The following is a 22,222-nucleotide window of genomic DNA, read 5'->3' on the forward strand; positions in this document are numbered from 1 at the left end:
TGGCTGGCCAAACAGCGATATCGAGGCACTTATGCCTTGGAACAACCAGCGCTGAACGGCATCAGCTACCCGCTTACCCTCCATCTCGGTCTCAAGCACCTCCTGGCTCACCGCGCGGATCACCTCGTGCAACCTATCCGGGTTCGAAAGCAGAATGTCTTTGACGGCGGCTATGGCGGATTTGTCTTCTGTCTTGGTCGTGGTGGCGTTCCTTTGCGGGAATCAGGTGACGTTGAACAATCACCGGCCTGCCATGACCGCCGTCCTCTCTCAGCGAATTTGCAGAACAGTCAGCACACTACCACGCTCGCGATCGCCGCTTTCGAATTCCTGGTCTCCGAACGGAGTCTGATTATCCCCTCAGGCCCACGCTCAGCGCCGCTCTTCAAGGCACCTGCGCTACTCGAAGATTATCGACCCCGCGGCGTCGACGCTGCGTCCCGAATGCGTATTCCAACGAAGCCGGCCATCGATTCCGATTTGAAGCCGGCCAGTCATTCCGATTTCATTCCGGCCGGTGTTCCGATTTGAAGCCGGCCATTTTTCGGACTGATCCTGGGTCTCGTTGATGTTTGGATTGGGTTTCGTTTCCGGTCAAGCTTGCGCTGTTTCAGACGCTCTTGGCGAGCGCTCTTTTCGCATGCTTTCTCCGGTGAGATCGATGCGATATGCGTTGTGAACGAGGCGGTCCAGGATGGCATCGGCCAGGGTTGGGTTTGCAATGATCTCGTACCAGCGATCCAGAGGCAACTGGCTGGTGAGGATTGTCGATCGGCGTTCGTAGCGGTCTTCAATGATCTCAAGCACATCACGCCGCTGGTCATCATTGAGTTTTTCCGGTCCCCAGTCATCGAGAATGAGAAGGTCGGTTTTGGCGAGTTGCTTGAGGATCCGGCCATAACGTCCGTCGCCTCTCGCGAGGGCAAGCGTTGCAAACAGCCGGGGAACGCGGTGATAGGCGACGGAGAAATCCTCTCGGCAAGCTTTGTGGCCAAGCGCACAGGCCAGCCAGCTCTTGCCGACGCCCGCCGGCCCGGTGATGAGAAGACTGTGATGCTTTCTGATCCAGTCGCAGCCGGCGAGCGCCATGAACAGATTGCGATCAAGACCGCGTGGCACGAAAGTCGGCATTCTCGATCTGTGCGTCATGGCGAAGTTTTGCAGCCCTGGCGCGGGTTTCGAAACGCTTCTGGCGGCGCATGGTAGCCTCGCGCTCGAGCAGCATGGCAAGCCATTCGCCATGCTCGAGGCCGCGTGCTTCGGATTGTGCGTCGAGCTCCTGGAAGGCGGTGGCCATGCCATGAAGGCCGAGTTCGCGCAGCATGTCGATGGTCGGATGGATGAGCATTGGTGTGTCTCCTCAATGGAAGTAATCGGGGCCACGCAGATTGGCGTGATCGACGATGGCGGTCGGTTCGGTGGAATGCCTTGCGGCCTTGTGATTGGCGATAAGCGAGGCGATGCTCTTGCAGTTCAGCCCACCGATCTCGACAGCGCGCGCTGACACGGCTTCGGCGCGATCGCGTGTGACATCGCGAAACAGGCGCAGGACACCCAGGCATGTTCGAAAGCCTTGTTCAGGATGTGGGCGGCTGGCGAGGATTGCGACAACTATGCCTTCTGTCTCAGGGCCGACGGATGCGGCCCAGCGACGGAAACGATCCGGCGTCCACTCGGCATATCGCCGGTGGGAGCTGGGCATATGATCCGGATCAGTCCCATGACGAGGGCCGCCATAGCGGCGCTGATGGACGGCAATGCGCTTGCCGCGGTGAAAGATCTCGATTGTGCGTGCCGTTGCTCTCAGATCGACTTGCTGGCGAATGAGGCTGTGCGGCACGGAATAGAAGAAGGTCTTGAACTCGACATGGTAGTCCGTCGAGACGCGGGCCAAACGCCACTCGGCGAATTCGTAGTCTTCGCTCGGAAGGCTTGCGAGCGCAGCACGCTCGACGCTCTCAAACAGTTGGCGGCGACTGACGCCCAGCCGACGCATGACGTGATCATTGATGCGATCGAGTGCCTGGCGAATGGCGGCATTGGGCTCGGCCAGCGAGAAGAAGGTCTGGTTGCGCAGCCGCCCCAGAATGCATGACTGGGCGAAACGCACGCCGTTCTCGACTTTCGATTTGTCCTTCGGCCGTCGCGGCCGTGCCGGAAGAACGCCGACGCCATAGTGGGATGCCATCATGCCGTAGCTGCGATTGATCTCGGGATCGTAGAAGCTGGCGCGGCTGACGCCCGACTTCAGATTGTCGGGGACGATCAGGCGGGGAACGCCATCAAAGAAGCGAAACATCCTGACGTGTGAACCAATCCAATCAGGCAGTGTCTGGGTCCAGGTTGCTTCGGCATAGGTGAAGCTGGACGCACCCAGCACCGCCACGAAGATCTCCGCCTCACGGATCTCGCCGGTGTCTCGATCAACGATCGGGATCTTCTTGCCGGAATAGTCGACGAAGACCTTGTCGCCGGCGGCGTGTTCTTGGCGCATCGTCGGCGAAAGCCGCTGTTCGAAGCTGCGAAAGAGCTCGCAGAACCGGCTATAGCCATATCCGTCGGGATGACTTCCTCGATACTCCTCCCACAAGATGAGGAGCGTGACGCCCGGCTTCTTGAGCTCGACGGCAAGATCGGCCCAGTTCGGCTCTGCGCGCCGCCGCGTGCCCTGTTTGACGCCATTGCGAGCGAAGAGTTTGTTCTCAAGCGCGTCATCGGTCAGTTCGCCTGGCAGGGGCCAGCTCAACCCGATTGCCGCTGCGCGCCGCAGATTATCCTGCACCGTACTGCGTGCTATTCCCAGCACAACCGCAATCTCGCGGGAGCTGGTCCCGCTTCCGGCAAGCCGAAGCATTTGTCTCAACTGTCTCATGGTCAGCCTTCTCTTTGCCGGCATCAAAATGTCCTCGTTCATCGCGAGGTAATTGATGCCAAAGTTGCTGACCCAGGAGGTAATCTTCAGTGCCGAAAACCGGCCGGTCTTTGGTTAGAATGGTGGCCGGCTTCATACCGGAATGGTGGCCGGTGTTTGATCGGAATGGCGGCCGGCTTCACGTCGGAATCCGCATCCCGAACGCCACGTCAGCAATTCAATCGCCAGCATCAGGATTAGAATCGCCCACGACTGGCACAGTGGTTTCGCTCGCATTGGATGTCCTTACCGTGTGCGATTGCGGACCACTATGTTCGGAACGATACACCGAACCGCTTGTTTCCGCCCGGGCAAGCAGGGACTCTCCCGCTCCTTTACCAGATCATCTGCGACGGCACGGCGATTGCGCAGGAAGGGTGAAGGCGTTTGAGTTTCATCCTCTTCTACAGAGATGCCGGCACAGCAGCGGGCAAACATCAAAGGAGTAGACTAATGCGAGTAGCCATCGTGTGTAACTCGGACCATGCAGGTGTGATCAACCGATTCGGGCGGCCTTGTCCGACACGTCAAGACCGCCAGGTCTGCGAGAGTCTGGCGGCGGCGCTGCAACAAGGCGGCCACGATACGCTGCTGTGTGAAGCCGATAAGGGACTGCTTGCGACCCTTGAGCGGTTCATGCCACCCGATTTGGAAGCTCGCCCTTCGGGAATTGTTTTCAACTACGCCGATGGGATTCAAGGCGAATCTCGTTACGTCCACCTGCCTGCTATACTCGAGATGGCCGGTGTACCATACACTGGATCAAGCCCGCTTGGGCAAGCGCTTGCTGATGATAAGGTCATCGCCAAACATATCATGCGCGGCATCGGGGTGCCGACGCCGAACTTTCGCGTGATGCGTCACGGCACGGAGAGCACGCGCGACCTGCGTTTCCCGGTGGTAGTGAAGCCGCGTCGCGAAGACGGCAGCTACGGATTGCAGCTGATACATGAACCTGATCAGTTGCGGCAGGCCGTCGAGGCAATCGTCGCACAATATGCACAGGAGGCGCTGGTGGAAGAATACATCGACGGGCGAGAAATCACCGTGGCGCTCCTTGGAAATGAGCAACTCGAATTTTTGCCGTTGCTGGAGCAGGACTTCGGGGGTGCAAAAACGCCTCTTTTCACCTGGGAGGCGAAGTACGGAGGGGGGAGCGGGAGGCCCGAGAAAATTTGCCCGGCCCAACTAGACGACAAGCTTGCAGCGGAGCTGCGGGATATTTCGGCGGCCATCTTCCATGCCTGCATGTGTCGCGACTTGGCGCGTATCGATATCCGGGTCGACCGCTCCGGCCAGCCCTTTGTACTAGAGATAAATGCGAATCCCGACCTCGCAAGCGGCACTTCATTTGCCGTGGCCGCGAAGTCCGCCGGGTATAGCTTCTCAAGTTTGATCAATCGAATTCTTGGTCTCGCTCAGATGCGGTGTTTCGGATTGGCTAACCCCTAGCAGGCTTCTCTGATTGGGGTCGTTGAGATCAAGCTCCTCCTGACAATTTCCGGACCATGTCGCCCCTCAAGTCACTCGCTTCTCTTCGCGGTCGACGCTAGGCCGCCGCATGGTGGGTCAGTAGAGCGAGGCATCTCAATCTGTTGAACGACCTTAGGAGAGTTCGTCCCAGGATCGTGCCTGCTAACGAGATCGCCTTGCCCATCCTCCCCACGGGAACGATTCGGCTCACGCCCTTTCGAGCCGAATCAGCTTTTCCTTCTTTGGTCCGTTGTACCTATTTTGCGTATTTCGCAATAGCCGGACAGGGGTTCCGCTAATCCCGGACAGTGGTTTCGCTAATCTTGCGACAGTTTGGCGGCGACGGTCCTTGGGTGCCTTTTGCGTTCACGGTTCGCCGTTTTCGGGCCGATCAAGAGGGGCGCGGCCTGTTGCTTTGTTGCTTTCTCATGCTGTCGCCCTGGAGCACGATGCGGTGGGCGTTGTGCACGATCCGGTCGAAAATGGCGTCGGTGACGGTGGGGTCTGCGATCAGATCATGCCATCTGGCCACCAGAACCTGGGCGGTGATCAGGGTGGATTTGCGTCGATAGCGTTCCTCGACGATTTCGAACAGATGGAAGCGCTGTTGGTCGGTGAGGCTGTGGGTTCCGAAGTCATCGAGGATGAGCAGTTGCGCGCGCGTGAATTTGTCGATGAGGCGTGGAAAGCGGCCATAGAGACGGGCGAGCGCCAAATCCTCGAAGAGGCGCGGCACGCGCACATAGAGCACGCAATGATCAAGCCGTGCCGCTTGCCGACCGAAGGCGCAGGCCAGCCACGACTTGCCGGTGCCGGTCTGGCCGGTGACGATCAGATTCTCATGCGCTTTCAGTCATTCACCCGGGCGAGCGCCATGGTGCTGCGCCGGTCGAGTCCGCGCGGTGCTGATCGCGGCCCCTCAGCCTTCCCCGTCGATGCATCGGCGGCCCGAACCGCCGCCCACGGCTTCGGCGGCCGTGCACGATCGCCAGCTCGTGCACAAGCTCGCCAACATGGTGCTGGCAGCAGAGACGCGAGGCAATCATGTCTACTGACATCGCCATGAAGGTTGGCGCCGACCATCTGCGGCGTGATGCATTCCTCTACGTGCGTCAGTCCTCTCATCGTCAGGTGTTCGAGAACACCGAGAGCACCAAGCGGCAATACGCCCTGCGCGATCGCGCAGTGGCTCTGGGCTCGCCGATCGAACGTGTCCACGTCATCGATAGCGACCTCGGCATCTCAGGCGCGCAGTCGCAGGACCGCGACGGCTTCCAGCACCTGGTGAGTGAAGTGGCGATGGGGCATGCAGCGATCGTGCTGGGGCTGGAAGTGTCGCGCCTGGCACGCAACAATGCCGACTGGCACCGTCTCCTCGAGCTCGCCGCCCTATCGCGCACGCTCATCATGGACGAGGACGGCGTCTACGATCCGGCCTATTTCAACGATCGCATGCTGCTCGGGCTGAAGGGCACGATGAGCGAGGCCGAACTGCACATCCTCAAGTCTCGGCTGCAAGGCGGCATTCTCAACAAGGCGCGCCGCGGCGAGCTCGAGATGCCGTTGCCGATCGGGTTGGTCTATACCCCTGACGCGCGGGTCGTGCTCGATCCCGACCGACAGATCCAGAAGACGGTGCGGCTCCTGTTCGATACCTTCCGCGAGACCGGCTCCCTCGTGCGCCGCCTGCGCGGCGAGAAGATCCTCTTTCCCCGGCGTATCCTTCGCGGCATCGGCAAGGGCGACGTCCTGTGGAGCGAGATAGACCATTCACGCGTGCTCCAGATTCTGCACAATCCGCGATTGCCGGCGCATTCGCCTATGGGCGCACGCGCACCGCCTACAATGCCAAGCTCAAGTCCTGCAGCTGCGCGTGGCGAGATCCGACTGGCAGGTGCTTATACCCGACGCCCACGAGGGCTACATTTCCTGGGCCGAGTGCGAGCGCAATCAGACTACCCTGGAACAGAACGCCGCCGGTTTTTCACCTGGCCTGCGCGGACGCATGCCCCGCCAGGGCAGCGGTCTGTTGCAGGGACGGCTGCTGTGCGGCCGCTGCGGTGCACGCATGCGCGTCCATTACGAGCCATTCGAGGGGCGGCTGCGCCCGTATTATGTCTGCAACGAAGCCGTCGTGCGGCACGCCGGGTCGTCCGCCCAGATTAATTGTCGCTCTCCAACAAGGTGCATCGTGATGCCTCCTCCTTGTAGCGCGGCTTGCGGCTGCGGGTCGGCAAGATGGTGGTGTCGTAGTGCTCGGCCATCGCCGCAAGGTCGCCGAACTCGCGCAAGATCGGGGCCATGATCGCCAGATGCGCCTCGACAAGCGCCATGATGACCGTATCTGCGCCAATCAGTTCGCGCACACAGTCGGCGAAGGCTGCACGGTTTGGAGTGCCGAGCTTCATGCCGGCCTCCCGAAGAATCGCTCTACCACGTTCTCTATGGTTGAGGACCGTGCGTCGTGCGACGAGGGGCGAGACCCAATCACCCCATCTGTTGAAAACTGTTCTGTTGACGGAATGTATCAGAATCAAATCCGGTACAGATCAGAGTCAAAACGGTCTGTCAGAGAGCTTTTCATCAACCTGCTAGCTGTGAGCTTTCAGTAGGTTGTCCATTCGGAAGGAACTGAGGAAACTGGAGTTACCACGCTTCAGGACTCACCGGAGGTTCCGAATGAACATCCACAAGAGTGCCCGTCTCACACAGTGCGTCGAGGGGAGATGGCGCTTATGGTGATAGAACGCAGCCTTTCCAAAGCCCATGCGGCGCGGACGTATGGTGTATCGCCCAAGATCGTGGCGCGGTGAGTCGAGCAGTCGAGCGCTACAAGACCGAAGCAGTACCGGCATGGCCGCCCGTTCGTCACGGCCCAAGGTCATGCCGGTCTGACAGTCAGGCCTTGGCCGAGCGCATCCTTGTCCTTCGCCGCAAACGGCTGACCGGCAAGCACATCGCCATGGAGGTCTCGCCCGCCACGGTCAGCCGGGTTCTCAGGCGTGCAGGGTTGTCGGTCTGAAGGACATAGCGCCAGCCGAACCGATCCACCGCTACGAACGAGAGCATCCCGGCGAGATGATCCACATCGACATCAATAAGCTCGGCTATGAACGGATTGGCCAGGCAGAAGCCAAGCGTAGAGCAGCAAATAGCAGTAGCAATTGTAGTAGCCGTGGAAGAACCGGCCCTCCTGGTGGCGTGTAGAGGATCTTCGGTGGCCGCCTTGAGCTTGGCGGCTCCGCGGTCGATATCGGCCGCCGCATGATGGAGCTTCGCGTGGGGAGCATTCAATGTGCGCAACCAGTTGGCGCCCGAACTCCGCGGCGCGAACGCGAATGCTGCGCCTGCCTTCAAGATTGGTAACACGATAGGAGCATGATCGATATGAAGACTCGGGACTTACCTGCGGGGACGAGCAGGCCAATCATGATCCCGCGAATTCGGTTGGCAAGCTGGACGGTGATCCGGGCCAGCCGGGTGCGTGCCGCCACGAGCGTGCGGATCAACGTACTCTCAAAGCCTTTCACGCGCACCTCACGAAAGAACCCTGCCTCAGCAAGATTCGCCCGTCATTCGCATCAGTCTTGTTCGCCGCCATACCCAGAGCGGCTTTGGCATGGCGTGCATCGATGCAGATGATTGGCGATCATTCGGCGCGCAGCGCATGATAGAACCATACCGACCATACGTCGTTCAATATATTCTGTCATGGCTGTTCTCCGTTGATGCCAGGCCCGGCGTCCGGTCGTTGACCCTCTTGGAGAAGGGAGGAACTGACGCCGTTCACTGGTTTGCAGTTTTCGTTGGGTTCAAGCGTCGATCCGGTCTTCTGTGGAAGGCCGGACCGAGGCTTTCGCGGAGACGGTAGCTGTCGCCGCGGATGGTGATCACGGTGGAGTGGCGAAGCAGGCGGTCCAGGATCGCCGTGACAACAACCGGATTCGCGAATGCTTCATGATGCACCTTTCCTTGATCTCCTGGTCCGTTGGAGTCGGCGTTGAAGTTGATCAAACGTCGCTGGAAAGGCCGATCTGCCAAGGTTGGCCTTGCGTGCTTTCTCGACCGTGGATAAGGCCCTTGGCGAGGTAGTCGATGATGGTTAGAGCGGTCACGCCGATCGCGGTGGCTGCGCCCGTGGAAATCTCCAGTCGACGGACCGGCTCCTCGTCCCTGGATGTATGCCTAAACTCTGAATCGTCATATGTCGAAGCCCTCACAATCGTCGAACATTGGCCCTCACATCCACGCGCGAATAGGTGCCGCCGGAATCAGCGCTTACCCACCTGCCGTTTGAAGACGGGAAAGAACCACGCAGGGCCACCGATCGCCGGTAGCGTTGCACGTCTCGTCTCCATGAACTCAGCTACCCGCAACCGCTTTGTCAATTCCGCCCGCCGCCGTGCTGCACAAACAGTTCGCTACATCGCCTTTGAGGCTTCCGATGCTTGGAAAATTGCGGTCTGCGTCGCCTGAAAATTAAGGACGCCTCAAGGCTTCTCAAGCAGAGGGACTTAAGGTGACAACCCAGCAACCTCCTCCCCGCGTCGTTTCGGCCGGCAACGTGTGCTGTACCGACTTCAAGCCGTGTTTCCTGGCCATCTTGCTCTTGGAGTTGACACCGGCATGGCTTGCCGGATCATCGCCGACGATAACGGCCGCAAGACCCGTCTTGATGCCGCTCCGCATCTCAAGGTTTGCAGGGCCGGCCTTGGTCCTGTTGCTATGGAGGCAGCGACTTGCTTCCCATGGATAACAGTAACCATGCCTCATCCCATCCGCTCGGACGCATAGGAGCCAGGACTGGCGGGAAACACGATGGTCCTGTTGCCGTTGATGAACGTCCTGTGGTGAATGTGCGCGTGTATAGCTCTTGCTAAAACTTGACTTTCAACATCACGACCGATCGAGACATAGTCTTCCGCGCTCTGGGCATGCGTGATACGGGCGATGTCCTGCTCGATGATCGGACCCTCATCGAGGTCCGCGGATACGTAGTGCGCCGTCGCGCCAATCAGCTTGACGCCGCGCTCATAGGCTTGTTTGTAAGGGTTGGCACCCTTGAAGCTTGGCAGGAAGGAATGATGGATGTTGATGATCTTGCCGGACATCTTCTGACACATCTCATCCGACAGAATTTGCATGTAGCGGGCGAGAACGATCAGTTCGGTGCCAGTCTGTTCAACGACCGCCAAGATCTGTGCTTCGGCCTGTGGCTTGTTCTCCTTAGTCACCCGAATGTGGTGGAACGGAATATCGTGGTTGACCACGACCTTCTGGTAATCAAAGTGGTTGGAGATGACGCCGACGATGTCGACCGGCAGCGCGCCGATCTTCCAGCGGTAGAGCAGGTCGTTGAGGCAATGACCGAAGCGCGAAACCATTAATAGTACCTTCATGCGGCTGGCACCATCATGAATCTCCGCCTCCATGCCGAACTTCTCGGCAATCGGCGCAAAGCATTCCTTCAGGGCCGGTAGTATGACGCCTTGTTCGGAAATGAAGCTGATGCGGGTAAAGAACTTGCCCGTATCGAGGTCATCGAACTGCCAGCTGTCGACGATGTTGCAGCCGCTATCCGCCAAGAGGGTTGAGATCGCTGCGATGATCCCGCGCATGGACTTACATTTTACGGTCAAGATCAAGTTGCTAGGCATAGTTACTTCCCTCATTAACCGGCAACCAACTGGAACCTTGCAGCGCGGTTGCACCAGACTGAGCTATCGATATTCAGCGCTCATCCTTATCAGATCGTCCCATAGGCTCTCTGCGAAACCTCTGAGTACCATCAGCTCGAAACCGTCTTGCGAGCTGCGAGTGAGATGTACAGCGATGTGACCGATCAGGGTCGCTGCCGATCGCCCGACAGGAAAGGAGCCGGCGGAAAGGTCGACGGCCGTGCCCTTCGACAGAACGCGCGCGGCCTGACTGCCTTCGATGCGGATACGAACGCGGCCGCCGCTCTGGTCGAATCCAGAGGCCCGCGGTTCGAGCGTTTCCAACAGGGTTTTCATATCCCGATGAGTTGTCGGCTCATCCCCGACGATGATCCATTGTCTGGGCGAAACGCTGCGAATGGCGCCCTTGCGGAGGCCGCTCAAAAAAGCTGCCATGTCCTGTTCGCCGGGTCGGGCAAGCACATTTACGATCGTGCCTTCAGGCAGGGCCGACAGTTTGACCTGAGCGGACGAGACGGTGGTCTTGGCGCCGAGCGCCGGGCGAAAGATCGGGCGGAAATCAGACATGAAGCTTTTCGTTCTGCGGATCGACGAAAACCGGATTGCACAGCCGCGCGGCGGTGAACTCGCCGTGCAGGCCGTCCCATACCACCACTTCCTCGCCGTGCCTTTCCGGCCCGTGCTTGACCAGTGCGAGGCCGATGGTGGAACGAACATGCGGTGAATAGGCGCTCGAGGTGACATAGCCTTGGTCGTTTTCGAGCGTCGGCGCGGCATACTTGGCGAGGACGTGGGAACCGGTGCGGAAGGACTGCTTCGGATTGAGCGGCATGACGCCTACCAGGCGCTGCCGATCGGCAGTGGCGAGGCCTTCGCGATCTACCATCGCCTTCCCTATGAAATCGGCTTTACCGTCCGACACCATTTTAGCAAAGCCGAGATCGGCTGGCACGACGGTGCCGTTGATCTCGTTGTGGGTGACGTGGCCTTTTTCGATGCGCATTACGCCGAGCGCCTCAAGGCCATAGGGCATGATGCCGTCGGACATGCCGGCGTCCATCAGCGCGTCGGCGACGGTTTCGCCATAGCCGGCCGGCACCGCAAGCTCATAGGCGAGTTCGCCCGAAAACGAGATGCGGAACAGACGGCCATGCAGTTGGCCACCGAACAGCGAGACCTCTTTCGCCGCCAGGAAGGGGAAGGCCGCGGCGGAGACGTCGTCGTCGACGACTTTCTCTAGGATAGTGCGGGCTTTCGGACCGGCGATTGCCATCTGCGCCCACTGGTCGGTGACCGAGGCGAGACGCACGTCGAGATCGGACCATAGCGCTTGGGCGCAGAATTCCAGATGATTCATGACACCGGCGGCATACGCCGTGGTCGTCGTCATGAAGAAGCGGGTTTCCTCTAACCGGCTGGTCGTGCCGTCGTCATAAATCATGCCATCCTCGCGCAGCATCAGGCCGTAACGAGCCTTGCCGACGGGCAATTTCAGGAAGGCGTTAGAATAGATGCGATTGAGGAATTCGGCTGCGTCCGCGCCGCAGACCTCAATTTTGCCGAGCATCGAGACGTCGCAGAGCCCGGCATTGCGGCGGACGTTCAGCACTTCGCGGTCGACACTGTCGCGCCATGACTGCTCGCCGCTGCGTGGGAACCAGGAGGAGCGGTACCAAAGACCGGTCTCGACGAAGACCGCACCGAGTTTTTCCGCCCAGCCGTGCAGCGGTGATTTGCGCACCGGCTGAAAATGGTGGCCGTGATGAGGGCCTGTCAGCGCGCCGAAAGAGACGGGCGTGTAGAAAGGCCGGAATGTCGTCGTGCCGACATCGGCCGGCGAGACGCCGCGCGCTTCCGCCAGAAGGCCGATGGCATTGACATTGGATAGCTTGCCCTGGTCCGTCGCCATCCCGTTGGTGGTATAGCGCTTGGCAAGCTCGACATGGCCGTAGCCTTCGCTGACGGCAAGGGCGAGATCCATACTGCGCACGTCGTTCTGGTAGTCGACGAAGGCCTTGCCCCTGACGCCGGCTATCGACCACAGGGGCTTGGCTGGTGGTGCGACGATATCGTTTTGGACTGTGCCGAAGTCGGCGGCTGCCGCCTTGAATCCGAGTTCCGCCGCCATGGCAGCGCCCTTTTGCGCGCCGTCGGCAAGGCAGGCAGAAAGACCGTCTGTGGCGCTGGCGGCTCCGGCGAGCACGACTCCCTTCAGATTTCTAGGCGCGAGGAAGGCAACTTTCTCGTCCGACCAAGCCGGGTTAGCCCCCCGGTGGCAGGCGAGATGGATAATCGGGCTGAAACCGCCGGCCATGGCGAGTGCATCGATGGCGAGGCTTTCGCTGCGGCCGTTCGCCCGAATATTGATTGCGCTCAGGCTGTTGCCGCCCTTGGCATCCGTTATTACGGCACCCCTGATGAGGCGCGCTTTGCCGGCATAGAAACTGCCGCCGTGCTCGCGGCTGTCGATGATGGCCGCAAGCTGGATGCCTTGCGCTTCGAGATCGCGGGCGAGCGCATAGCCGCTGTCGTTGGTAGTGAAGATCGCCGTCGTCTTGCCGGGGGCGACCGCATACTGGTTGAGGTAACGGCGCATCGCGCCTGCCATCATCACGCCCGGTATATCGTTGCCGCCGAACACCAGCGGCCGCTCTTCCGCCCCCGTCGCCAGCACCGTGCGTTTGGCGGCGATGCGCCAGAGGCGCTCTACTGGCACGTTGAGTTTCGGCTGAGCAACATGCTTTTGCACCCGCTCGACAGCGCCGAAGACATTGCCGTCATACCAGCCGAACGCGGTCGTGCGGGCAAGCAGGGTGACATTCGGCAGGGATTCGAGTTCTGCGACGCAGGCGCTGGCAAAATCGACGGCCGGCCGGCCGTCGACCGTTGCAGTCTCGCTAAGAAGCGCGCCGCCAGCATGCGGATGTTCGTCCAGGAGAATGACGCTGATTCCGGAGCGACCGGCCGTCAGTGCTGCGGCCAGGCCCGTCGGTCCGGCGCCGATGACGAGCAGGTCACAATGGGCCCAGCATTTGTCATAGCCATCGGGATCGGCGTCGTAGGCCGCCTTGCCGAGACCGGCCGCTTTGCGGATGAAGGGCTCGTAGACCTTTTCCCAGAAGGGGGCTGGCCACATGAAGGTCTTGTAGTAGAACCCAGCGCCGAGGAAGGGCGACAACAAGCTGTTTAGCACGCCGATGTCCAGTTTAAGCGACGGCCAGCAGTTTTGGCTTTTCGCTTCCAGCCCGGCATAGAGTTCCTGCATCGTGGCGCGGGTGTTAGGTTCGGTGCGCCCGCCACTGCCGACGGTCAACAACGCGTTCGGCTCGGCGGCGCCGGCCGTCAGGATACCGCGCGGCCGGTGGTATTTGAAACTGCGGCCGATGAGGCGGCAGCCGTTGGCCAGTAGCGCGGAGGCCAGGCTGTCGCCCTCCAACCCCTTCATCGGCCTGCCGTCAAAGGTGAACGACAGGGGCTTGGAGCGGTCGATCAATCCGCCCTTAGGCAAACGGTAGGAGGTCATGCGCCAGCTCCTTGCCCATCGACAGTTTTCTCGACGGTTGCAGCATCGCGGCAAACGGCAATTTCATGGGTAACTGTGTCGCGTCCGACGACCAGCCAGCGGCGGCAGCCGGAGGTGTGGTGCCAGTATTCCTCGTAGGCGCCTCGGGGATTGTTGCGCAGATAGACATAATCTAACCAGGCGTCGGTGCCAGCGTCGGCCGCGGGGCGAGCAAGCGCTGCGCCCTTGATTGTGAATTCCTCTTTTGGTCGAGGCCCGCAATGCGGGCAGGGTACGAGACTCGCCATTTCGGATGTCCTTGATCCAACATCAGTGAAGGTTGGGCTGGGCGCCTTGGCCTTTTTCGTCGATGAGGTAACCGCGGCGGAAGCGGTCGAGGCGGAAGGCAGTAGCCGTTTCATGCGGCATGCCACGCGCTAAGAGGTGGGCGAAACACAAGCCAGAGGCGGGAGTCGCCTTAAAGCCGCCATAGCACCAGCCAGCATTCAGATAGAGGTTGTCGATAGGCGTGCGGTCGATGATCGGCGATCCATCCATCGACATGTCTATGGTGCCGCCCCAGGAGCGCAGCACCCTGAGCCGCGACAGGGCCGGGATCATCGCCTTCCCGGCCTCCGCAACGTGCTCGACAGTCGCCAAGTTGCCGCGCTGAGCATAGGAATTGTAGCCGTCAATGTCGCCACCGAAGACAAGGCCGCCCTTGTCGGACTGCGACACGTAGAAATGACCTGCGCCGAAGGTAACGACGCCGTCGATAAAGGGTTTGAGCCCCTCCGAGACGAACGCCTGCAGCACATGGCTTTCCAGCGGCAGCTTCAAATCTGCCATGCGCGCGACCTGGGACGAATTGCCTGCCGCAGCGAGGCCAAGCTTGCCGCAGCCGATAAAACCCTTCGTAGTTGCAACGCCGGTCACGATGCCGCTCTCGCGGCGAATGCCCGTTACTTCGCAGTTCTGGATGATATCGACGCCGCGGCTGTCGGCGCCGCGCGCATAACCCCAGGCCACCGCATCGTGGCGCACGGTGCCGCCGCGCTTCTGCAATAAGCCGCCCTGGATCGGGAAGCGGGCATTATCGTATTCGAGGAAGGGCAGCATCTTGCGCACCGCAGGCCTATCGAGCAGGTCCGCGTCGACGCCGTGCAGCCGCATGGCGTTGCCACGCCGCGCATAGGCGTCGCGCTGGACATCCGAATGGAAAAGGTTGAGAACGCCGCGCTGGGAAACCATGGCATTGAAGTTAAACTCCTGCTCCAACTTTTCCCACAATCTCATCGAAAGTTCGTAAAAGGGGTTGTTGCTTGGCAGCAGATAGTTGGAACGGATGATCGTAGTGTTGCGGCCGACATTACCCGAACCGATATAGCTCTTTTCCAGCACCGCCACGTTGGCAATGCCGAATTCCTTGGCTAGGTAATAGGCCGTCGCCAGTCCATGGCCACCACCACCAACAATGATCACGTCGTAACGCGGTTTCGGCTCCGGACGCCGCCATGCTGGTGCCCACGCCTTGTTGCCGCGAAGTCCGTTTAGAAGCAGGGAGAAAGCAGAATAACGCATGATCTGTTCCACATCGTTCCAGCTTGTATATCCTGGAAACATCATTATTATTTTCTTCAAAGAGCCCAAAAAAGACACGGAAGAGCCATGAGCGAGCAGGTAGGTCGACTTACGCAGTCAATTGGGTTTCTACTGCTGCCTGGCTTTTCTCTGATGTCATACGCCTCGGCGACAGAACCGCTGCGCGCGGCGAATCTTCTTGCTGGCCAAACGCTGTACGACGTCAGAGCGCTTTCGACGGACGGGGAACCAGTGGCTAGCTCTTCTGGCGCAATGGTGCCTTGTAAACGGCTGGACCACTCTCCGCTGAACACGATATTCGTATGCGCAGGTGGAAATCCTACGATTTTAGGCTCGCCCGCACTTTATGCAGCGTTACGTCAACTATCTCGCGGTGGTGCGCGCATTGGAGGGATTTCAGGAGGGCCTTATATCTTGGCAGCGGCGGGCTTGCTGGATGGGCGGGATTTTACAGTTCACTGGGAGCATGCTGCTTCGATCGTTGAAGCCTTCCCTCATCTTAACCCAAGGCAAGCTCGCTTCGTGTTCGACGGGAACCGCATTACCTGCGGCGGCGGGGTTGCGCCTTTGGACATGATGCATGCCCTTGTCTCGGATAGGATGGGCGCGGATTTCGCCCGACGGGTCAGCGACTGGTACCTCCATACTGCCGTCGCAGAACCAACGGCACCACAACGGGCATCCGCCGCCGACCGCTTCGGGATCAACCATCCAATTCTGTTGAATGTTCTGGAGAAAATGGAAGCTGCTATCGAGCGGCCTTTACAGCGGTCCCAGATGGCGATCTATGCCGGCGTAAGCAAGCGTCATCTCGATCGTCTTTTTTCCAACCATCTCAACGCGGGGTATTCAGAGGTCTATCGAAAATTTCGCCTTTCACATGCACGCCGCCTGTTACAGCAAAGCCCACTCTCTATCTCCGAAATCGCCTTTGCAACAGGCTTCTCAAGTGCAGCTCACCTGTCGAGATGCTATTCAGCACTGTTCGGAAAAAGCCCGAAAAGAGAACGCAGTTAACTATTATAGTAGACTTTGGATGCTGTTATCACGTGTCGATTAAATGTAATTGTGAGCATATCGGTTTCGGCTGCGCCTGGAAAACTAAACACGCCTCAAGGCTTCTCAAGCTGGGGACTTATCGTGACAACACCCTGCCAAGATGTAGCATTTTCTTGGAGCGGCGAATTCATTCACAGGCCGGCCCCGACGGGTGTGGTCACGTTAACCGGCGCGCGGTTGTTCGCGTGTCGGATGTAGCTGCGACGGATTTTGGCTTTTCATTTCGATGAGCTCGATCCTGTCCTGGAACTTGGCACCACACGGTCTTATTTCATTTCGTTTGCAAACTGGTAATCGCGATTGATGCGGCGCGCATCCATAGGCTTCGCGGTAAGCTTTTGAGAAATGCGATGCAGAGACAAATCCGCAAGCCATCGCGATTTCGACGACCGGCAGGCGCGAGCTGATGAGTAGCAGGTGCGCACGTTCCAGACGAAGGTCCAAATAATAGCGGCTCGGAGAACATCCAAGTTCCAGCTTAAACAGCCGCTCGATTTGACGGCGGGATAGGCGGGCTTTCGCCACAAGCTCGTCCAATAGCAACGGTTCCGTGAGGTTTGCCTCCATCTCCTCGATTACCTTGATCACAGCCTGATGGTTTAGTCGCACTCGAGATTGGAGAGGTAGACGTTGGCGGTCACCCGCTGAACGGGTCCTACACGCTATAGCTTTTTCGCAAATACGATTGACTACAATTGTCCCATGATGGCGGTCGACCAAATCGAGAAACATGTCGAAGGAGGCATCCCCCCCTGCGCAAGTGTATAGATCCCCGTCCTGCTCGAAGGCGGTTTGAGTGGCTATCACACCTGGGAACCCCTCAGAGAATATAGGAAATTGCTCCCAGTGAACCGCGCAACGCCGCCCCTCTATAAGCCCCACCCGAGCAAGCACACTCGTACCGCTACTTATCCCTACGAAGCTGCAACGGCGGTTGCTACACTCTCTTAGCCAGGCATCAAGCTGTTTGTGCGGAACAGGAGGATTGCGGCCGCCGACCACGACCACGGCCGGTGCTGAGATCGACCGACGAATTCTTTCACGTTCGAAGGACAACGAAGAATCGGCGCAAACCGACACGCCGAAACTCGAGGGCGCAGGTAGTCCGTCGTCCGAAATGACCTGCCAGCTATACACGTCCCGCCCCAACACCTCGTTGGTTAGCCTCAGTACTTCTAATGCCGACGAGAAGGCCTGGAGCGAAAAGGCCGGCAAGAGGTAAAAGCAAAAATGTCGGCATGTGGACTCTGAGTCTTGCATCCTCGGGTTCCTTTCTCCTACCTGACTTCTCGTGCTTCCAGCGGCTATGCTAAAACTGCGCGACCGACTTCCTTCGTTGGAACCAGCGCAGCTACGCAACACGAAGTGCTCTGCGCCTATCGAACCGTATTCGACAGCATTCTTGCGAAAGTGTGCCAGCTGCGTCGGGAGGCTTGATAGCCCCGGATTCCAGACCGAGCTAGGCTCCGCCTTAGGCGCTTGTGGGGACGGGCCTACCGCGGTTGGCCATGATTCTTCCGCTAAGTGTCCTCCGCTCGCGTCGCCACCCTGTGAAGGTGGATACCGCCAGGCTGCACCTATCGTCGGACATTTCGAGCGCGTCCTGACACCGCTGTTGGGCTGCCGCTCGCCTGAGATGTTAATCCCGTCTCGCGTGAGCTCATCCATCACGAAACGCACTCCGCGAACGCGCCTTATCGCTCGCGCCATGCCGAATGGTGACATTCTGGTCTCCGTACCGGCAATTGTCGTGGGGAAGTCGAAGATTAGTTGACATTGCTGAAGTGACTGACTTGGAAATTCGTGCACCAACCTTAAGCGTGAGATCAAAACGCTTTTTTTCTTGTCGCGATCCGCAACGCCCTTCAGGCCGACGCCGCGCAGTTCGCCGACGATCGGCACTGCGCGATCTGTTTCTTTCAGCAGCGCTTGGAAGAATGCACCGTCCTCGCGAGCGTTCCCGGGATCGGCGCTTGCTACCCAGCTCATCCGATGTGATCCTTGCTCATGTTGACTTGCCGCATTCCTGTACAGCAACAACTGGGTGTGAAATCAGCTGACGACACTCACCAAACTGAGCGCCCGGCAGGAGCCTAAGCTCGCTGCCGGGCCGGTACGCCTTGGGAGGTGGCGAAAGTCAGCAGGTCAATCACTTGTGAACCGGTCAAATTGCCTTGTGCCTCTCCAACAGGATTTGCAAGGTGTTGCAGATTTCTTCGCGCGAACACGTCGGGATGGCGGTGAAAGTTCGGTCACGTTAAATTCAAATGGGCAATACCGTCTCAACCAGAGTAACCCACCAACCGATCCCGTAAGGCAAGGCCTCATCATCAAAATCAAACGCCGGGCTATGACATTGGGGCGTTGGTCCGTTACCAATGAAGATATAGGCTCCCGGCCGCTCCGCCAGCATATAAGCGAAGTCCTCCGCCCCCATGGAGATTGCGATTGCCCCATCGACGTTAGCGGCGCCCACGAGCTTTTGTGCCGCTGTGACAGCCAGTTTGGTCTGCTCAGCATGGTTGAAAGTGGCAGGAACTGAACGCATATACTTGAATTCAACGTCCGCGCCAAATCCGCGCGCAATCCCTTGGCCGACGGCCTGTATTGCTCGCTCGGCGAAATCTTGCAGGGCGGGTGCCAGCGTCCGAACGGTTCCGGAGATTACAACTTTGTCGGGAATAATATTGTAGGCTTGCGAAGCGTTCAGTTTAGTGACGGATATCACCAGGGATTCCAGTGGGTCCGTCTGGCGGGAAACCAGAGCCTGCAAACCTAGAATGATTTGAGCCGCTATGACAACGGGATCAATAGTTTGACTGGGGTGAGCAGCATGCCCCCCCCTGCCGTTAACGCTCATATCGAAGTCGTCCTGCGAGGCCATGATCGCGCCAGCGCGGATGCCGAACTTGCCGATGTCAAGCCCAGGCTGGATGTGCATACCATAAACTTGGGATATATTGAAGCGGTCCATTATTCCTTCTTGAACCATCTTAAACCCGCCTGTTGGGAATTCTGGCTCCTCTGCCGGCTGGAAGATCAAGGCGACAGTGCCTTTGAAATTTCGGGTAGCCGCGAGGTATTTCGCGGCACCCAGCAACATGGCAGTGTGACCGTCATGGCCGCATGCATGCATTATTCCGAGAGTTTTCGACGACCAGGGCTTGTTTGAAGCTTCGACGATCGGCAGGGCGTCCATGTCCGCCCGCAATCCGATCGTCGGCCCCTCTCCGCCCTCACCCTGAATCAACGCGACGACGCCGGTCTCGGCTATCCCCGTTTCAATGTGATTGATACCGAACGAGGCAAGTTTCTCGGCAACGAACTTCGCCGTATTTGGCAGCCGGTAATCGAGTTCGGGATTTTCATGGAGATGGCGGCGGCATTCGGTTGCTTCGTTCTGTAATTCCCGGAAAATTTCGACGCTCTCATGTTGCATCAGCCTAATTGCATGCATTCTGCGGGCCCGTTTCAATGTCCTACTTCCTGCCGCGTCGATAATCCTCGGCGAGAAGGTGAGGCTCCATTGTCGAACCCGAAATGAGGACGTGAGTCCTTCATTTTGTTCGCTCGAGGATCAGAATTCCACTGTTCAACGCCGATGGAAGTATGACGCATTGGACGGACGGGCCTGCTCCAAACTACGCCGACCTTTGAAATATGGACTGCATAGAGGGGCACGATTTGAAATGTGATTGTCTGAGGGACCGGTGATAGCCAGCTCCTAAATGGGCTAGGGCATCCGCCGCTATACTGCGCGCGACACCCGGGATCAGCGCTACGCGCGCTCGAGGGACGCATTGCCTCACGGAGATTGTTACCGAGCAGCTTCGACGCCTATGCCCATGGAACTCGCCAATGCAGTCCGGTATCGCTATGCGGCCGCAGCGAACAAGGACAAAGGGCGGATCTTGGAGGAGTTCATCCCGGCAAAAATAACTGAATCGCAGATCAGTTGATTTTCTATAGGCAAGTAGCAAAAGAAGGAATCTTGGGGGAGGCTTTCTCGAAGCAAGGAGGCGCGGCGACAGGCTGTCAGGAGAAATGGGTAACCCATGTCCGAACAGCTCGTCGAAATCGAAGCGTCGGCAGACACGTCAACCGCCTTCGATCTATGATGAGGCCGCTCGATGGATCCTAATGGTCCTGTGGGAAGGGTTTGATCGAATTGCGGCAAGCGTGACAACACTCACCTAAAGCCTGTTGAGTTTCAGGATTCCACCTTTTTTGGCTTGTTTGTGATTCAACCTTTGGATGGAACGATTTGTGCTGACGCCAATGGGCGTAGATGGAACCGCATTGCCTGGGTAAGCCAAACGAGCCTCAGCGAAGCGGCAGCGACCCAACCGCCGCTTCGTCGAGGCCGTGCTTTGGATCGTGCGCACGGGAAGCCCGCGGCGTGACCTTCCAGACTTTTTCGGAAGTTGGAACGACCGTCTTCAAGCGATACCGCGATCGGGTCAAAGCCGATGTTTCGGCTTTTCGAGGCCTGTTCGACGAGCCGGACATGGAGTTCGCCACGGTAAACGCAATCATCGTCAAGGCCACCAGCACAGGCAGGGTGCAAAGGGGGGGCTCAAAGCCCGGCCATAGGCCGCTCCAAGGGCGGAATGACAGGCAAGATTCTTGCGCTCACTGCGCTCGGCAGTGCGCTTCGTCGCCTGCCATGACGTCGCTCTGATACGGTGGGCGTCGCCCCGCTCATCGACGGTCTCGCCTTCGGCGGGCTGATCGCTGACAAGGCCTTCGACAGCAACACCATCATTGCCGATCTGAACGACGGCGAGCGCGAAGATCGTCATCTTGCAGCATCCGAGGCGCGCCTTGCAGCTGCCTCTCGATCTCGAACTCTACAAGTCGCGTCATCTCACGAGACTTCTTGTGCAAACTCAAGCAGTTCAAGCGTATCGCAATGCGAGCTGACAGAACCGACAAGAACTTCAACGCAATCATCCATCTCACAACCGCCGTCATAAACTTGAGATGAATCTCACCAGGCCTTTAGAGCGGTTCCTGATTTGATGGAGTCGAAGGGATTCAGTCTGTGGTGGGATGTGATTCAGACGCTGGCTGGCGTGAACGCTAACATTTGATGACCCGACCTCTTTCCAATGACCTTCGCGGGCGGGTTGTGGCGGTTTGAGTCGCGAGAGACGCCGGTCGGCCGCCAAATCGGTCGGCATCTTGATTTCGGCCGCGGTGAAGTTAAATGCAGCACTATCAGGCGACCGGCTCGGTTGCGCCTACCAAGATGGGTTGACATCGCAAGCGAGTGCTGGAGCCGCACCGCGCCTTCATCGAGGCACGGCTGCGTGAGACGCCGCATCTGACGCCGCACGTCTGAGGGATGAGTCGACCAGTCGCGGGTTCAAGGTCTCGCACAACGGGCGTGCCAGTTCCTGCGCCGCGAGGGCCTGAGCTTCAAAAAAGCGCTGTTGGCCTTGAGCAGGCGCGCGGTGATATTGCCCGCGGCGCCAGTGATGGCGATCCTGGCAGGCGGGCCTTGATCCTCACCTTCCTCGGTGTACTGCGCTGGCATCGGCTCGCGGCCCCTTGCGTCTTCGATGGTCCGATCAACGGCCAAGGCTTCCGCGCTTCGCACAACCGCTCATCACCGTGCCGAAGCCGGGCGACATCGTCGTCATACACAATCTCAAAAAGCATGAGCCGGCCGCCATCCAGACGGATGATCAAAGCTGCCGGCGCTAGGCTTTGGTATCTGCCACCTTGCTCGCCCGACCTCAATCCGATCGAGCAAGCCTTCGCCAAGATCAAACACTGGATGCGTCAACCCGAGAAACGCAGCGTCGAGGATATTTTCGGCGACACATCGGCCACCTCTTCGAAACGAGCCAGCCTAATACAAGAATTACTTCGAAGAAGCCGAACACGCTTCCGTTAAAACGTAAACACTCTAGATTTAGCCTCCCTTGGAAAGCCGCCACAGCGCATCACACTGCCGATTTCGCAACACGTCAATGATTTACCAGCAGGTCG

Annotated in this window: 13 protein-coding genes and 11 pseudogenes; 8 read left to right on the top strand and 16 right to left on the bottom strand. The window is 58.8% G+C overall.

The window, feature by feature from the left end; translation table 11 throughout:
* Window positions 1-531: pseudogene (locus tag AC0L2X_RS30590) on the top strand (hypothetical protein); the annotation flags it as partial.
* 63 nt (window positions 532-594) lie between these two features.
* Here AC0L2X_RS30590 and istB read toward each other — a convergent pair.
* Together istB and istA are read right to left on the bottom strand one after the other, a co-directional pair.
* Window positions 595-1,348 (bottom strand): annotated as a pseudogene (gene istB / locus AC0L2X_RS30595) (IS21-like element helper ATPase IstB).
* A gap of 12 nt (window positions 1,349-1,360) precedes the next feature.
* On the bottom strand, window positions 1,361-2,872 hold the full coding sequence (gene istA / locus AC0L2X_RS30600; protein WP_473600987.1) for an IS21 family transposase: 1,512 nt from the start codon (window positions 2,870-2,872) through the stop codon (window positions 1,361-1,363).
* Between the two features lie 492 nt (window positions 2,873-3,364).
* Here istA and AC0L2X_RS30605 point away from each other — a divergent pair, with 492 nt between their 5' ends.
* Window positions 3,365-4,363, top strand: coding sequence for a D-alanine--D-alanine ligase family protein (locus AC0L2X_RS30605; protein WP_473600988.1), 999 nt, complete (start codon window positions 3,365-3,367; stop codon window positions 4,361-4,363).
* A 412-nt stretch (window positions 4,364-4,775) separates the two neighbouring features.
* On the opposite strand, the gene AC0L2X_RS30610 is transcribed toward AC0L2X_RS30605, so the two are convergent.
* A complete protein-coding gene (locus AC0L2X_RS30610; RefSeq protein ID WP_473600995.1) occupies window positions 4,776-5,237 on the bottom strand; it encodes an ATP-binding protein in 462 nt (153 codons plus the stop codon).
* 191 nt (window positions 5,238-5,428) lie between these two features.
* On the opposite strand from AC0L2X_RS30610, the pseudogene AC0L2X_RS30615 reads away from it, so the two are divergent.
* Window positions 5,429-6,545, top strand: a pseudogene (locus AC0L2X_RS30615) (recombinase family protein); the annotation flags it as partial.
* 1 nt (window position 6,546) lies between these two features.
* Here AC0L2X_RS30615 and AC0L2X_RS30620 read toward each other — a convergent pair.
* The gene (locus AC0L2X_RS30620; RefSeq protein WP_473600999.1) at window positions 6,547-6,792 is read right to left on the bottom strand and encodes a hypothetical protein; all 246 of its coding nucleotides are present in this window, start codon (window positions 6,790-6,792) and stop codon (window positions 6,547-6,549) included.
* A gap of 271 nt (window positions 6,793-7,063) precedes the next feature.
* Between AC0L2X_RS30620 and AC0L2X_RS30625 the strand changes: the two are divergent.
* Window positions 7,064-7,546 (top strand): annotated as a pseudogene (locus tag AC0L2X_RS30625) (leucine zipper domain-containing protein); the annotation flags it as partial.
* 100 nt (window positions 7,547-7,646) lie between these two features.
* Here the strand turns inward: AC0L2X_RS30625 and AC0L2X_RS30630 are convergent.
* Together AC0L2X_RS30630 and AC0L2X_RS30635 are read right to left on the bottom strand one after the other, a co-directional pair.
* Window positions 7,647-8,069, bottom strand: a pseudogene (locus AC0L2X_RS30630) (IS110 family transposase); the annotation flags it as partial.
* 24 nt (window positions 8,070-8,093) lie between these two features.
* Window positions 8,094-8,335: pseudogene (locus AC0L2X_RS30635) on the bottom strand (ATP-binding protein); the annotation flags it as partial.
* 329 nt (window positions 8,336-8,664) lie between these two features.
* Between AC0L2X_RS30635 and AC0L2X_RS30640 the strand changes: the two are divergent.
* Window positions 8,665-8,860, top strand: a pseudogene (locus tag AC0L2X_RS30640) (IS6 family transposase); the annotation flags it as partial.
* A gap of 47 nt (window positions 8,861-8,907) precedes the next feature.
* Here the strand turns inward: AC0L2X_RS30640 and AC0L2X_RS30645 are convergent.
* From AC0L2X_RS30645 to AC0L2X_RS30670, 6 genes and pseudogenes are all read right to left on the bottom strand, one after another.
* Window positions 8,908-9,150 (bottom strand): annotated as a pseudogene (locus tag AC0L2X_RS30645) (tetrahydrofolate dehydrogenase/cyclohydrolase catalytic domain-containing protein); the annotation flags it as partial.
* A 3-nt stretch (window positions 9,151-9,153) separates the two neighbouring features.
* Window positions 9,154-10,041, bottom strand: coding sequence for a formyltetrahydrofolate deformylase (gene purU, locus AC0L2X_RS30650; RefSeq protein WP_473600989.1), 888 nt, complete (start codon window positions 10,039-10,041; stop codon window positions 9,154-9,156).
* A 63-nt stretch (window positions 10,042-10,104) separates the two neighbouring features.
* Entirely contained in the window at window positions 10,105-10,629 is a 525-nt protein-coding gene (locus AC0L2X_RS30655; RefSeq protein ID WP_473600990.1) for a sarcosine oxidase subunit gamma family protein, read from the bottom strand.
* On the bottom strand, window positions 10,622-13,585 hold the full coding sequence (locus AC0L2X_RS30660) for a sarcosine oxidase subunit alpha (protein WP_473600991.1): 2,964 nt from the start codon (window positions 13,583-13,585) through the stop codon (window positions 10,622-10,624). Before AC0L2X_RS30660 ends, AC0L2X_RS30655 begins: the two co-directional genes overlap by 8 nt.
* The gene (locus AC0L2X_RS30665) at window positions 13,582-13,872 is read right to left on the bottom strand and encodes a sarcosine oxidase subunit delta (protein ID WP_473600992.1); all 291 of its coding nucleotides are present in this window, start codon (window positions 13,870-13,872) and stop codon (window positions 13,582-13,584) included. Before AC0L2X_RS30665 ends, AC0L2X_RS30660 begins: the two co-directional genes overlap by 4 nt.
* A gap of 22 nt (window positions 13,873-13,894) precedes the next feature.
* Window positions 13,895-15,145 (bottom strand): sarcosine oxidase subunit beta family protein, encoded by a 1,251-nt coding sequence (locus AC0L2X_RS30670; protein ID WP_473600996.1) that lies wholly within the window; start codon window positions 15,143-15,145, stop codon window positions 13,895-13,897.
* 87 nt (window positions 15,146-15,232) lie between these two features.
* Here AC0L2X_RS30670 and AC0L2X_RS30675 point away from each other — a divergent pair, with 87 nt between their 5' ends.
* Window positions 15,233-16,183 (top strand): GlxA family transcriptional regulator, encoded by a 951-nt coding sequence (locus tag AC0L2X_RS30675; RefSeq protein WP_473600993.1) that lies wholly within the window; start codon window positions 15,233-15,235, stop codon window positions 16,181-16,183.
* A gap of 204 nt (window positions 16,184-16,387) precedes the next feature.
* Here AC0L2X_RS30675 and AC0L2X_RS30680 read toward each other — a convergent pair whose 3' ends face one another.
* The 3 genes and pseudogenes from AC0L2X_RS30680 to AC0L2X_RS30690 all read right to left on the bottom strand — a co-directional run bounded on the left by AC0L2X_RS30680 (window position 16,388) and on the right by AC0L2X_RS30690 (window position 19,664).
* Window positions 16,388-16,813: a helix-turn-helix domain-containing protein gene (locus AC0L2X_RS30680; RefSeq protein ID WP_473600997.1), complete on the bottom strand. Its 426-nt coding sequence runs from the start codon at window positions 16,811-16,813 to the stop codon at window positions 16,388-16,390.
* Window positions 16,814-16,996: 183 nt separating this feature from the next.
* A pseudogene (locus AC0L2X_RS30685) lies at window positions 16,997-18,214 on the bottom strand (AraC family transcriptional regulator); the annotation flags it as partial.
* Between the two features lie 274 nt (window positions 18,215-18,488).
* Complete coding sequence (locus tag AC0L2X_RS30690; RefSeq protein WP_473600998.1) at window positions 18,489-19,664, bottom strand: M20 aminoacylase family protein; 1,176 nt, start codon at window positions 19,662-19,664, stop codon at window positions 18,489-18,491.
* Between the two features lie 899 nt (window positions 19,665-20,563).
* On the opposite strand from AC0L2X_RS30690, the pseudogene AC0L2X_RS30695 reads away from it, so the two are divergent.
* A pseudogene (locus tag AC0L2X_RS30695) lies at window positions 20,564-20,818 on the top strand (transposase); the annotation flags it as partial.
* On the opposite strand, the gene AC0L2X_RS30700 reads toward AC0L2X_RS30695, so the two are convergent.
* Window positions 20,764-21,027, bottom strand: a complete 264-nt coding sequence (locus AC0L2X_RS30700; RefSeq protein WP_473600994.1) for a hypothetical protein — start codon at window positions 21,025-21,027, stop codon at window positions 20,764-20,766. The pseudogene AC0L2X_RS30695 and the gene AC0L2X_RS30700 overlap by 55 nt on opposite strands.
* Window positions 21,028-21,317: 290 nt before the next feature.
* Between AC0L2X_RS30700 and AC0L2X_RS30705 the strand changes: the two are divergent.
* Window positions 21,318-22,134: pseudogene (locus AC0L2X_RS30705) on the top strand (transposase).
* The last annotated feature ends 88 nt before the right edge of the window (window positions 22,135-22,222 follow it).

This window comes from Mesorhizobium sp. WSM4828 (genome assembly GCF_055811175.1).

Excerpts from the sequence above, each read along its gene's own strand:
- AC0L2X_RS30670 (WP_473600996.1), bottom strand. The coding sequence starts at position 15,145 with ATGCGTTATTCTGCTTTCTCCCTGCTTCTAAACGGACTTCGCGGCAAC.
- AC0L2X_RS30605 (WP_473600988.1), top strand. The coding sequence starts at position 3,365 with ATGCGAGTAGCCATCGTGTGTAACTCGGACCATGCAGGTGTGATCAAC.
- istA (WP_473600987.1), bottom strand. The coding sequence starts at position 2,872 with ATGAGACAGTTGAGACAAATGCTTCGGCTTGCCGGAAGCGGGACCAGC.
- AC0L2X_RS30620 (WP_473600999.1), bottom strand. The coding sequence starts at position 6,792 with ATGAAGCTCGGCACTCCAAACCGTGCAGCCTTCGCCGACTGTGTGCGC.
- AC0L2X_RS30690 (WP_473600998.1), bottom strand. The coding sequence starts at position 19,664 with ATGCAACATGAGAGCGTCGAAATTTTCCGGGAATTACAGAACGAAGCA.
- purU (WP_473600989.1), bottom strand. The coding sequence starts at position 10,041 with ATGCCTAGCAACTTGATCTTGACCGTAAAATGTAAGTCCATGCGCGGG.
- AC0L2X_RS30665 (WP_473600992.1), bottom strand. The coding sequence starts at position 13,872 with ATGGCGAGTCTCGTACCCTGCCCGCATTGCGGGCCTCGACCAAAAGAG.
- AC0L2X_RS30655 (WP_473600990.1), bottom strand. The coding sequence starts at position 10,629 with ATGTCTGATTTCCGCCCGATCTTTCGCCCGGCGCTCGGCGCCAAGACC.
- AC0L2X_RS30660 (WP_473600991.1), bottom strand. The coding sequence starts at position 13,585 with ATGACCTCCTACCGTTTGCCTAAGGGCGGATTGATCGACCGCTCCAAG.
- AC0L2X_RS30675 (WP_473600993.1), top strand. The coding sequence starts at position 15,233 with ATGAGCGAGCAGGTAGGTCGACTTACGCAGTCAATTGGGTTTCTACTG.
- AC0L2X_RS30700 (WP_473600994.1), bottom strand. The coding sequence starts at position 21,027 with ATGACGATCTTCGCGCTCGCCGTCGTTCAGATCGGCAATGATGGTGTT.